This window comes from Xylophilus sp., from assembly GCA_009914555.1.
Classification (GTDB): domain Bacteria; phylum Pseudomonadota; class Gammaproteobacteria; order Burkholderiales; family Burkholderiaceae_C; genus WNDY01.
On record WNDY01000044.1, the window covers coordinates 25,274 to 36,981 of the forward strand.

At 69.7% G+C, this 11,708-nt stretch carries 11 protein-coding genes; 2 read left to right on the forward strand and 9 right to left on the reverse strand.

Annotated features, from left to right (window positions below; translation table 11 throughout):
- Positions 1 to 30: 30 nt before the first annotated feature.
- A complete protein-coding gene (locus GAK38_RS17395; RefSeq protein ID WP_325346228.1) occupies positions 31 to 2,049 on the reverse strand; it encodes a TonB-dependent receptor domain-containing protein in 2,019 nt (672 codons plus the stop codon).
- Between the two features lie 131 nt (positions 2,050 to 2,180).
- On the opposite strand from GAK38_RS17395, the gene GAK38_RS17400 reads away from it, so the two are divergent.
- Both GAK38_RS17400 and GAK38_RS17405 read left to right on the forward strand, forming a co-directional pair.
- Positions 2,181 to 2,942: a response regulator transcription factor gene (locus GAK38_RS17400; protein ID WP_325346229.1), complete on the forward strand. Its 762-nt coding sequence runs from the start codon at positions 2,181 to 2,183 to the stop codon at positions 2,940 to 2,942.
- Positions 2,936 to 4,300 (forward strand): ATP-binding protein, encoded by a 1,365-nt coding sequence (locus tag GAK38_RS17405; protein WP_325346230.1) that lies wholly within the window; start codon positions 2,936 to 2,938, stop codon positions 4,298 to 4,300. The genes GAK38_RS17400 and GAK38_RS17405 overlap by 7 nt, the downstream gene beginning before the upstream one ends.
- A 191-nt stretch (positions 4,301 to 4,491) precedes the next feature.
- On the opposite strand, the gene GAK38_RS17410 is transcribed toward GAK38_RS17405, so the two are convergent.
- The 8 genes from GAK38_RS17410 to GAK38_RS17445 form a co-directional block, all read right to left on the reverse strand.
- Positions 4,492 to 6,102 (reverse strand): RNA polymerase factor sigma-54, encoded by a 1,611-nt coding sequence (locus GAK38_RS17410; RefSeq protein WP_325346231.1) that lies wholly within the window; start codon positions 6,100 to 6,102, stop codon positions 4,492 to 4,494.
- Positions 6,103 to 6,113: 11 nt separating this feature from the next.
- On the reverse strand, positions 6,114 to 6,893 hold the full coding sequence (lptB, locus tag GAK38_RS17415; RefSeq protein ID WP_325346232.1) for an LPS export ABC transporter ATP-binding protein: 780 nt from the start codon (positions 6,891 to 6,893) through the stop codon (positions 6,114 to 6,116).
- On the reverse strand, positions 6,890 to 7,546 hold the full coding sequence (gene lptA / locus GAK38_RS17420; RefSeq protein ID WP_325346233.1) for a lipopolysaccharide transport periplasmic protein LptA: 657 nt from the start codon (positions 7,544 to 7,546) through the stop codon (positions 6,890 to 6,892). Before lptA ends, lptB begins: the two co-directional genes overlap by 4 nt.
- 128 nt (positions 7,547 to 7,674) lie before the next feature.
- Positions 7,675 to 8,346 carry a thiol:disulfide interchange protein DsbA/DsbL gene (locus tag GAK38_RS17425; protein WP_325346238.1) on the reverse strand — a complete coding sequence of 224 codons (672 nt, stop codon included), beginning with the start codon at positions 8,344 to 8,346 and terminating at the stop codon, positions 7,675 to 7,677.
- Between the two features lie 81 nt (positions 8,347 to 8,427).
- On the reverse strand, positions 8,428 to 9,189 hold the full coding sequence (locus GAK38_RS17430) for an SPOR domain-containing protein (RefSeq protein WP_325346239.1): 762 nt from the start codon (positions 9,187 to 9,189) through the stop codon (positions 8,428 to 8,430).
- A gap of 35 nt (positions 9,190 to 9,224) precedes the next feature.
- Entirely contained in the window at positions 9,225 to 10,925 is a 1,701-nt protein-coding gene (gene argS / locus GAK38_RS17435) for an arginine--tRNA ligase (RefSeq protein WP_325346234.1), read from the reverse strand.
- Positions 10,926 to 10,978: 53 nt separating this feature from the next.
- The gene (locus GAK38_RS17440) at positions 10,979 to 11,434 is read right to left on the reverse strand and encodes a DUF2214 family protein (protein WP_325346235.1); all 456 of its coding nucleotides are present in this window, start codon (positions 11,432 to 11,434) and stop codon (positions 10,979 to 10,981) included.
- Positions 11,431 to 11,628, reverse strand: a complete 198-nt coding sequence (locus GAK38_RS17445; protein WP_325346236.1) for a hypothetical protein — start codon at positions 11,626 to 11,628, stop codon at positions 11,431 to 11,433. Before GAK38_RS17445 ends, GAK38_RS17440 begins: the two co-directional genes overlap by 4 nt.
- Between the last annotated feature and the right edge of the window lie 80 nt (positions 11,629 to 11,708).

The window sequence follows — 11,708 nt, forward strand, 5'->3', positions numbered from 1 at the left end:
GTATCGGCCGGCCGCGCGCCAATGGCATCCTTAGAAGCTGACGTTCACGCCGACCCAGACGCGCCGGCCGTCGCCGACCGTGTTGTAGGTCAGCTCGTCGAGCCGCTTGTCGCCGAGGTTGTAGAGCGCGACGTTGACCGTGCTGTTGCGGCTGACGGCATACGACGCGCCGAGGTCAAACAGGCCGTAGCCCGCGTACTCGCGCACGCCGGTGGCCACGAGCGTGCCGTTGGTGCCGATGCGCGCGCCGGCGTTGATCTCCTTGCCGTGGTAGGTGTAGGCCGACCAGAGCGTGAGGCCCGGCAGCGCGACCCAGTCGGCGCGCAGGTTGAACAGGTGCTTGGGCGTGCGCGCGAGCGCGTAGCCGTCGTAGGCGCCGCCCTTCTGCTGCGAGTCGGTGTAGGTGTAGCCGGACTTGACCGAGAGGGCCGCCGACGGCTTCCAGCGCGCGGAGAGTTCCAGCCCGGCGATGGTCGCGTTGTCGATGTTGTAGTTGTACCAGAGGCGGTAGTTCGGGTCCTCGGCCCAGCGGGCGATGCTGCCGTCGGCGTTGTAGACCAGCGCGTTGGAGACCTTGTCCTTGAAGTCGGTGTAGAAGACCGTGGCGCTGGCCGACAGGTCGCGCTGGTTGTCCCAGAGCGCGGCGATCTCGTAGCTGGTGCTGGTCTCGGGCTTGAGGTTGGGGTCGCCGATGATCACGCCGCAGGTGCCGTTGGCGCCGTAGGTGCAGCCGGCGCCGCCGGTGGTGTAGGCGTAGCCCGGCGCGATCGAGCGGATGTCGGGCGCGCGGAAGCCGCGCGAGACGCCGCCCTTGAACGTGACCTGCTCGCTGGCATGCCACACCGAATAGAGGCGCGGGCTCCAGTGCTGGCCGTAGACGTCGTGGTCGTCCAGGCGCAGGCCGCCGGTCAGCGCCCAGCGGTCGGTGATGCGCCACTCGTCCTTGACGAACAGCGCCTTCTGCACGATCTTGAAGTGCTCGTCCAGCCCGGTGCGGCGGCCCGGGTTCTGGTCGGTCAGGTCGCCCTCGTTCCACTGCGCGCCGGCCACGAGCAGGTGGCGGCCGAGCGGCGCGGTGAGCTTGGCGTCGAGCACGGTGTTCTCGATCTTCGGCGCGCGGGCGTTGCGCACCCAGCCGGTGCTGCCACTGCCGAGCGTGTAGGTCTCGCGCTGCAGCGAGATCTGCGACGTGGCCCAGCCCCAGCGGCCGGTGTGCGAGATGCTCGCGTGGTCGCGGTCGTTGGTGTTGTAGGTCGAGGTGCCGGTGGAGGCGATGCTGTAGCCCGGCGCGCTGCGGCGGCGCACGTCGGTGGTGCCGGCTTCGAGCAGGATGTCGTGGTACGGGTTCGGCGTGCTGGCCAGGCGCGCGGTCAGGTCGCGGTCGCGCGCGCCGTTGAAGCCGTTGACCACGCCGTCCTCCTCACGGTGGTACTGGCGGCCCCAGAGCTGCAGGCCGAGCAGGTCGGTCTGGACGGGGCCGGCGATGTAGAACTGCTGCTGGTGCGAATTGCCGCCGTCGCCGTGCTCCTGCGCGGTGTAGTCCAGCCCGATGGAGCCGCCCCAGGCCTTGGCGACCTTGCGGGTGATGATGTTGATCACGCCGCCCATGGCGTCGGAGCCGTAGAGCGAGGACATCGGCCCGCGCACGACTTCGATGCGCTCGATGGCCTCCAGCGGAGGGATGAAGCTCTGCTCGAAGCCCGCGTTGCCGTTGGTGCGCGCATCGCGCGTGCTCTGGCGCTTGCCGTCCACCAGGATCAGCGTATAGGCGCCGGGCAGGCCGCGGATGAAGATGTCGCGCTCGTTGCTCGGGCCGGTGACGGCCACGCCCTCGATGTCGCGCAGCGCGTCGGTCAGGTCGCGGAACGGGCGCTTCTCCAGGTCCTCGCGGGTGATGACGCTGATCGAGGCCGGCGCGTCGGCGATCTCCTGCTCGAAGCCGGAGGCGGTCACGACGACCGGGGACAGCGACCTGTCGTCCGAAGCCTGCGGCTGCTGTTGCTGCGCATGCAGCGGCAGGGTGGCAGCGAGTGCACAGGCCGCGGCCATGGTGCGCGGGCGGAAGGAACGGAGCGGTCGATGCGGCATGACGGGTGGCGGCGCGGGGGCGCCTGTTCTGGAGGAAGGAATGGAAACGGCATGAATGCTATCCATTCGCAATTGGTAGAATTTGTCAACCTATGTCAGCGCCTGTCACTTCCATTTTCCAGCGGCCGCTGCCGCCCGGTGCGGGCGCGCGCATCCTCGTCGTGGACGACCATGCCGACATCCGCGACCCGATGGCCCAGCTGCTCGCGCGGCACGGCTTCGGCGCGGCCACCGCGCGCGACGGCACCGAGCTGCGACAGCGGCTCGCGGCCGGCGAGGCGCACGACCTGATCCTGCTGGACGTGATGCTGCCGGGCGAGGACGGCATCGCGCTGTGCCGCCACGTGCAGCAGCGCACCGGCACGCCGGTCATCCTGCTGACCGCCATGGGCCGGCCGGCCGACCGGGTGCACGGGCTGGAGTCCGGCGCCGACGACTACGTGGTCAAGCCCTTCGACCCGGCCGAGCTGCTGGCGCGCATTCGCACCGTGCTGCGGCGCAGCCGCCGCGCCGCGGCCGCGCCGGCCGCGCCGTCGCGGCGCCTGGGCTTCGACGGCTGGGTGTTCGACCCCGACCGGCGCGAACTGCACGACCCGGCCGGCCGCCTGGTGGAGCTGAGCGCCGCCGAACTCCGCCTGCTGCATGCCTTCGTCCGGCGGCCGCACCAGGTGCTCAGCCGCGAGCTGCTGCTGGAGCTGACGGGCGACGGCGAGGCTGACGTGTTCGACCGCAGCATCGACAGCCAGGTCAGCCGCCTGCGCCGCAAGCTCGAAGCCGACCCGCGCCGTCCGCGCCTCATCAAGACCGCCTGGGGCGCCGGCTACCTGCTGGCCACCGGCGTGGCCGCATGCTGAGCCGCCTGCGCGCCACGCTCCAGCGCCTGCCGCAGCCGCGCGGCATGGCCGGGCAGCTGCTCTTTCTGCTGCTGGCCGGCTTCGCCGTCTCCCACCTGATCGGCGTGACGCTGATGTCGCGCGACGTGGGTGCCGTCCACCCCTTGGCCTGGCGACAGGCGGCCGAGCGGGTCGCGCAGGTCGCGCATGGCGTGCAGCGCCTGCCGGCCGGTGTCGACGCGGCCGCCGTGCTCGACGCCTTCGGCAGCCCGCGCGCGCGGTGGCGGCTGGGCACCGGCGCCCCGGCGCCGCACCGGCAGCTCGATGCCGATCTGGCCCGGGACGAGGCCGACATCCTGGCCGCGCTCCAGGCCCGCCTGGGCGGCTCCGCCCGCGCCGTCGCCGCGCAGGTGGACGTGCCCGACGGCGATGCCAGGCACGGGCGCCTCGCGCTGTGGGTGCAGCTGCCGGACGGCCGCTGGCTGGCGTCGGACCAGGCGCTGCCGCTGCGCCGGCGCTGGTGGTGGCCGATGAGCTTCTGGTTCCAGATGGGGCTGGTGCCGGTCGCCCTGATCGCGGCGCTGTCGGCCCGGCGGCTGCTGCGCCCGTCGCGCACGCTGGTCGAGGCGGCCGGCCGCGTGAGCCGCGGCGAGCGCGTGGAACCGCTGCCGCTCGAAGGCCCGCAGGAGATGCGCGACATGATCCAGACTTTCAACGACATGCAGGCGCGGCTGCGCTGCTTTGTGGAGGACCGCACCCGCATGCTCGCGGCCATCGGCCACGACTTCCGCACGCCGATCACCTCGCTGCGCCTGCGCGCGGAGCTGGTGGAGGACGCCGCCCTGCGCGCGGCCATGGTCCGCACGCTCGACGGCATGACGGCGATGGTGGACGAGACGCTGCGCTTCGCCCGCGACGACGCGGCCGACGAGGCGACCGAGACCGTCGACCTGCGCCAGCTGATTGACGCCCAGGTGCAGGAGCAGGCCGCGCTGGGCCACGACGTGCACTGGGCCGGCGACGCCCTGCCGCTGCCCTACCGCTGCCGGCCGGCCTCGGTGCAGCGTGCGTTCGGCAACCTGCTGGACAACGCGGTGCGCTACGGCCGCCGCGCCCGCGTGCGGCTGCTGCCGGCCGCGGGCACCTCGGTGCATATCGAGGTGGAGGACGACGGCCCAGGCATTCCCGAGGCGCTGGTGGAGACCGCCTTCGCCTCGTTCACCCGGCTGGCCGACAGCGCCCGCGGCGAGCCGCCGCGCGCCGGCGGCGTGGTCCTGGGGCTGGCGATCGCGCGGTCGTGCGCGCGCTCGCATGGGGGCGACGTGCATCTGCTGCGGCCGGACGGCGGCGGGCTCTGCGCGCGCATCGTGCTGCCTTGAGGACACCGCCCTAGCGGCTGCGCCGCCCCCCTTCTCTCTGCGCGCTTCGCGCCCGCCTGCGCGGGCATGGACGGGCCGAGCGCCCCTCGCCTCTGGCGAGGGGCTTCACGCCAGCGCAGCGGGGCGGCCCTTGCACGGCGTCCGCTGGCTTGGCCGCGGCATCCCTTGGATACCCCCAGGCATATCACCTGTCAGCCGCCGATATCCGCCCGCTCTGGACATATACCCCACCACAGGGCCTTGCGTAGATTGGCGGGCGCGATGCGCAATGCCTCGCGGTACTTGGCCACCGTGCGCCGGGCGCATTCGATGCCCTGCTCCTTGAGCATCTCCGAGATCTGGCTGTCCGACAGCGGCTTGGCCGGATCCTCGGCCGAGACGAACTGCCGGATCAGCGCGCGCACCGCCGTGGACGACGCGTTGCCGCCGGTCTCGGTGCCGAGCGCCGAGCCGAAGAAATACTTGAGCTCGAAGGTGCCGAACGGCGTGGCCATGTACTTGGCCGTGGTCACGCGGCTGATGGTCGATTCGTGCAGGCCCAGCTCGTCGGCGATCTCGCGCAGCACCAGCGGGCGCATCGCGAGCTCGCCGTGCACGAAGAAGTTCTTCTGCCGCTCCACGATCGCGTTGGACACGCGCAGGATGGTGTCGAAGCGCTGCTGGATGTTCTTGATGAACCAGCGCGCCTCCTGCAGCCGCTGGGCCAGCGCCTGAGCGCCCTCGCCCTTGTGCGCCTTCAGCGCGCTCGCGTAGATGTCGTGCACCCGCAGCCGCGGCATCACGTCCGGGTTGAGCTGCACGCGAAAGCGCACGTTGGCGCCGCGTCCCACCTTGGTGACGATGACGTCGGGGATGACGATGTTGCGTTCGGTGTCGACGAAGCGCCGCCCGGGCTTGGGCTCCAGCCGCGCGATCAGCGCCATCGCGGCGCGCGTGGTCTCCTCGCTCGCGCCACCGGCGGCCGTGAGGCGCTTGACGTCGCGCCGGGCCAGCAGCTCCATCGGCTGCGCGCAGATGCGCAGCGCGGCGGCGATCACCTCCGGGTCGCCCTCCTCGTCGGCATCGAGCGCGCGCAGCTGCAGCGTGAGGCATTCGGCCAGGCTGCGCGCGCCGACGCCGGCCGGCTCCAGGCTCTGCAGCAGGCGCAGCGCGACGGTGAAGCGGTGCACCAGCTCGTCGATCTGCTCCAGGTCGGCATCGGCGCCGGCCAGGCCGTGGGCCAGGTCCTCGAGCGGGTCTTCGAGGTAGCCGTCGTCGTTGAGCGATTCGATGAGGAAGCGCAGGGCGGCGCGGTCCACCTCCGACAGCCGCAGCGCCAGCGCCTGGCGGTGCAGGAAGGCCGTCAGCGACTCGTGGCTGCGGGCCAGCTCGGTCGCATCGATCTCGCCGTCGGACGAGTCGTTGTTCTTGCGGGCCGGCGCGTCGCCGCTGGCGCCCCAGTCGCCGTCGTCGCCGGGGTTGAAATCGGTGCCCTCGCCTTCCCAGTCCTGCGGCGCGTCGAGGCCGGAGCCGGCGTCGGGCGCATCGCTGCCGCCGGACGTTTCGGCCTCCGCCGTGGAAGAAGAAGAAGAAACGCCGCCGCCGTCGCCGTCCGCGCTCCCGGGGGAAGCCGGCTCGGCGCCGCTGCGCTCGTCGGGCACCGGCTCGTCGTGGTTCAGCTCCAGGAACGGGTTGTCGTCGAGCATTTGCTCGACCTCCTGTCCCAGTTCCAGCGTGGAGAGCTGCAGCAGCCGGATCGACTGCTGCAGCTGCGGCGTGAGCGCCAGGTGCTGCGAAACGCGCAGCGAAAGGCCCTGCTTCATCCTGCCGCCGCCTACATCCGGAAGTGCTCGCCCAGGTAGACCCGCCGCACATCGGCGTTCTCGACGATCTCGGTGGGCGTGCCCTGCGCCAGCACGCGGCCGTCGCTGATGATGAAGGCGTGGTCGCAGATGCCCAGCGTCTCGCGCACGTTGTGGTCGGTGATGAGCACGCCGATGCCGCGCCCTTTCAGGAAACCGATGATGCGCTGGATCTCGATCACCGCGATCGGGTCGATGCCGGCGAACGGCTCGTCGAGCAGGATGAAGCGCGGCTGCGTGGCCAGCGCGCGGGCGATCTCGACGCGGCGGCGCTCGCCGCCCGACAGCGCGAGCGCGGGCGAATCGCGCAGGTGGTCCACACGCAGCTCCTGCAGCAGCGCGTTCAGGCGCGCTTCCAGCGCGGCGCCGCGCAGCGCGCGGCCGTTCTCGTCGTGCTGCAGCTCCAGCACCGCGCGCACGTTCTCCTGCACCGACAGTTTGCGGAAGATCGACGCTTCCTGCGGCAGGTACGACAGGCCCAGCCGCGCGCGGCTGTGGATCGGCATGCCGGCGATGGACTGGCCGTCGATCTCGATGTCGCCGCCGTCGGAGCGCATCAGACCCACGATCATGTAGAACGAAGTGGTCTTGCCCGCGCCGTTGGGGCCGAGCAGGCCGACGACCTCGCCCTTGTTCACGCCGAGCGAGACGTCCTTGACCACCTTGCGGCTGCCGTAGGACTTCTCCAGGTGCCGCGCCTCCAGCCGGCTGCCCGTGGCGGCGCCGGCCGCGGTCGGTACGCCGCCGGTCACCGCGGCTGTCCGTCCAGCGTGGTGCTGGAGCGCAGGCTCGGCGCCGGGCCGGCCGGTGGCGGCGCGGGCGGCGCCTTGCCGGCTTCGCCCTTGGGCGCCAGCACGGCGCGCACGCGGCCGTTGCTGCCGGCCGTGCCGCCGCCAGCGGTGTTCGGCGCGCCGGTCTTCCTGCCGTCGATCGTGAACACGCCGGTCACGTTGTCGTAGACGATCACGTCGCCCGAGAGTTCGTCGTTGAGCGTGGCGTTCTGGTAGCGGCGCATCGCGGCCTGGCGGATGAACTTCACGTTGTCGGCGCGGCCGTCGTACTCGATGGTCTCGCCCTCGCCTTCGACGAACTCCTCGGGCGCGCCCGGCGCGGTGTCGCGCTTCTGGCGGAAGAAGGCGCGCTTGCCCGCTTTACCGGTCACCACGCCGTACTGGTAGCCGTCGGCATCCTGCCGCACGTCGAGCCGCGCGCCGCGGATCACGATGGTGCCCTTGGTCATGACGACGCGGCCGGTGAAGACACTGGTCTGTTTCAGATCGTCATGGCGCAGCGCATCGGCTTCGATGTTCATCGGCTGGGCCCGGTCGGCCCGCTCGGCATGGGCCGCGCCGCAGGCCAGCACGAACAGCGCGGCAACGAGATGGGAGAGGATGCTTGTTTTCATAGGGCACGAATCTTGCAATGATTGTAGCGAGGCCCGTTCAGGCAAGCGTTGGAAAAAAGAAAACCCGCACGGGCGGGTTTGCCGGATGCTGCAAGGCGCATGGCCGGCCGCGCCGGGCCCAGGGCCGCTCAGGCCTTGCCGCCGCGCACTTGGCCGATCAGAAAATCGACCACCTGCAGCGCGCGGTTGATGCCGCCCGCCAGCGAGCCGTCGGTGTAGTAGCGGCCGGCCACACCCAGCGCCGGCACGCCTTCGACGCGGTAGGCATCCTGCAGTTGCGAAGCGCGCTTGACCTTGTTGGCCACGCCGAAGGAGTTGTAGGCTTCCTTGAACTTGGCCGGGTCGATAACGGCTCCGCCCTGCTTTTCGATCCATTCCTGGATGGTGTCGTCCGTGTTGATCCGCTGCCGCTCGACGTGGACCGCGTGGAAGACCTTGCTGTGCAGCGCATCGACCTTGCCGAGCGCTTCGAGCGCATAGAACAGCTTCTGCTGGGGCACGAAGTCCGGGCGGAAGGCGATCGGCACGCGACGCACGACCACGTCCTTGGGAACGGCCTTGAGCCAGCCCTGGAACGTCGGCTCGAACGCATTGCAGTGCGGGCAGCTGTACCAGAAGAACTCGATCACCTCGATCTGGCCGCTGGGCGCATCAACCGGCGCGGGCCGGTCGAGCTTGACGTACTCCCGTCCCGCCTGGGGCTGCCCGCCCTGGGCCTGCGCCAGGCCGGGCACCGCCAGGGGCACGGCGGACAGAACGGCCGCGGAGGCGGCGGAGACGGAAAACGCACGGCGTTGGATCACGGATTCACTCCTTGGAAAAACAGCCTTCTGTGAGGACGTTCAGGCCGGAAAGTTCAGGCCCTGCGGCCGCCTGCAGCCTCAACGCTGGACGCGGACCAAGGCGGTATCCATGCCCGACGCATCGAGCTTGCCCTTGAGCTGCTCGGCATCGTCGCGCTTGGCGAACGGCCCGATGCGCACGCGGAACACGGTGCGGCCGGACTGCTCGCGCTCGCTGACGCGGGCCTCCCAGCCCATGATGGCGAGCTTGGCGCGCTGCGCTTCGGCGTCTTCCGGCGCGCGGAAGGCTCCGGCCTGCACGAAGTAGTCGAACGGATCGGCGCCAGGCGATGCGGCGGCGCGCGCCTTGGCCAAGTCGCCCAGCGGGTCGGACGAGGTCGCGGGCCTGGCCGTCGTCGTGGCACCCGGGGCTGCCGGTGCCGCGGCGGGGTTGCTGCCGCCACGGCCGGCCACGGCGGGCGGTGCGGGCAGCGGAGCCGGGGCCACGGCCGGCGCACCGGGCGCGGCCGGCTCGGCCACGGTGCCGGGCGGCGGCGGCTCGGCCACGCCGACCGAGCCGGCTGCCGCCGGCGCGCCGTTGCCGCGCGCCGGGTTTTTTCCATACAGAGGGGAGTTCGGGTCCCAATCCCTGTTCTTGCGCGCCTCGGCAGCGTCCTGGTCGACAGAACGGGCCAGCCCCTTGTTCAGGAAGGGCACGGGCACCTTGGTCACATAGACCGCCACCGCCAGCGCAGCGCCCAGGCCGACGAGCACGCCGATGACCAGGCCGATCAGCGTTCCTCCCCCTTGGCGGCTCCGTTGCTGCTGCTGCAGGCCCTGATGCCGTTTTGCTATCCGCATGTCGTTGTGGTGGTGCATGGTGGTGGACGTAGCCGTCACATCTTGGTGGGTGCCGAAACGCCCAGCACCGCGAGGCCATTGTGCAGTACCTGCGCGGTGGCCAAGATCAGCGCCAGGCGTGCCCGCTTGACCGTCTCGTCATCGACCAGGATGCGCTCCGCGTCGTAGTAGCTGTGGTAAGCCGCGGCCAACTCGCGCAGGTAGAAGGTCACGTCGTGCGGCGCCTCGCCCTCGGCCGCGGCCGTCAGCATCTCGGGATACTTGGCCAGCTGCAGCATCAGCGCCTGGGCCTGCGGGCCTTCGAGCGGCGACAGGTCGGCCTGCGCCAGCGTCCCCACATCGCCGCCCCAGGCCGCCAGCACCGAGTGGATGCGCGCATGGGCGTACTGCACGTAGTAGACCGGGTTGTCGTTGTTCCTGGCGACGGCCAAGTCCACGTCGAAAGTGTATTCGGTGTCGGGCTTGCGGCTCAGTAGGAAGAAGCGCACTGCATCCTTGCTGGTCCATTCGATCAGGTCGCGCAGCGTCACATAGCTGCCGGCACGCTTGCTGATCTTCACCTCCTCGCCGCCCTTGACCACACGCACCATGGTGTGCAGCACGTAGTCCGGATAGCCCTTCGGAATACCGACATCGGCCGCCTGCAGGCCGGCGCGTACGCGCGCGATCGTGCCATGGTGGTCCGTGCCCTGGATGTTGACCGCCTTGCGGTAGCCGCGCTCCCATTTGGTGATGTGGTAGGCCACGTCAGGCACGAAATAGGTATAGGTACCGTCCTTCTTGCGCATCACGCGGTCCTTGTCGTCGCCATAGTCGGTGGACTTCAGCCACAGCGCGCCGTCGGCCTCGTAGGTCTTGCCGTTGGCGATGAGGCGTTCCACGGCCTTGTCGACCCGGCCGCTCGAATACAGGCTCGACTCGAGGTAGTACTCGTCGAACTGCAGGTTGAAGGCCTGCAGATCCTTGTCCTGCTCGTGGCGCAGGTAGGCCACGGCGAAGTTGCGGATCGACTCGACGTCGTCCACGTCGCCGCTGGCGGTGAAGCTGCGGTCGCTCGCCGTGATGGTCTTCTTCGCGAGGAAGTCGTCGGCGATATCCTGGATGTAGTCGCCGTTGTAGAAGCCCTTGCTCGCCGGGTTCTCGGGATCGGTCGGCCAGACCGCGTCACCCGGCCTGAAGCCCCTGGCGCGCAGTTGCGTGCTGTGGGTGAGCGTCTGGATCTGCACTCCGGCGTCGTTGTAGTAGTACTCGCGGTGCACCTGCCAGCCCTGCGTGGCCAGCAGGTTGCAGATCGCGTCGCCCAGTGCGGCCTGGCGACCGTGCCCCACGTGCAGCGGGCCAGTCGGATTGGCCGAGACGAATTCGACCACCACGCGCTCACCAGCGCCATCGGCCTTCCGACCGCAGGATCCACCCGCGGCCAGCACCTCGCGCACCACTTCCTGCTTGGCGGCGGGCTTGAGGCGGATGTTGATGAAGCCCGGGCCGGCGATATCGATCGCCTCGGCCCAGCGCTGGTACGAAGGCTGCTGCAGCAGGTCATTGCGCAGCGCTTCCGCGACCTGGCGCGGGTTCTGCTTGAGCGGCCTGGCCAGTTGCATGGCCGCCGTCGTAGCGAAGTCGCCATGAACTGCCACCTTGGGGGATTCGAATGCCGCGCGAACTTCGGAGCCAGGCGCGATGCGCTGAAGTGCTTCGGCCAATGTGCCGAGCAGTTCCTGTTTGACTGAAAGCATCCGCCGATTCTACGGGCGGCCCGCCCTCGCTCTTCGCACAGCCGGTGGCTGCGTCAACGGCTTCCGTAACCCCGTGCAAGGAAAACGGCGGCCAGGGGAATCAGCGGCAACAGATGCGCTTGGATCATCACAAGCCGCCGCGTACTCTTCACTTCGTCTGCTGGGGGAAGTGAGCCCGTCTGCTGCAGCGCGCGACGCCATCGCAGATAGGTAACGGTGGGTTTGATGGACAGCAGTCCGGTCACGACGAAGAGAGACACTTTCACATGCAGCAGCGGATTGGCACCGTACCATGCCGCCCCTTTGACGCCCCAGATCACGCGCGCCGCTCCGCTCAGCAACACGGCGATGGCGGACAATCCATAGAGCAGATCGACCCGTGCCAAGCGCCGGACCAGCGCCTCGTTCATCCATTCAATACGACACAGGGCCGCTTCGCTGGAGAGGAAGACGACCATTGCAAGGATCGCAGTGAAATGCACATAGGCCAATATGGCTTCGAGGATCATATGGTGCTCGTCATGGAAAGAGAAACCTCCGAATGATGCGGCCAGACGCCCCTGGCCGCCATGATCTGCTGCAGAGAAGTCATGGTGGGCATCATCGCGCCAACGTGAACACGGTACTCGCCCGGCGGCAGTTGCAGATGGCTTGCGAGCATCTGTTGCCCTGCGAAGCAGAAAACCCCCTCATGCATGGACATGAGGGGGTTAGCTGGGCTGAAGGAGCCTGACGATGACCTACTTTCACACGGGAGGCCGCACTATCATTGGCGCGGAGACG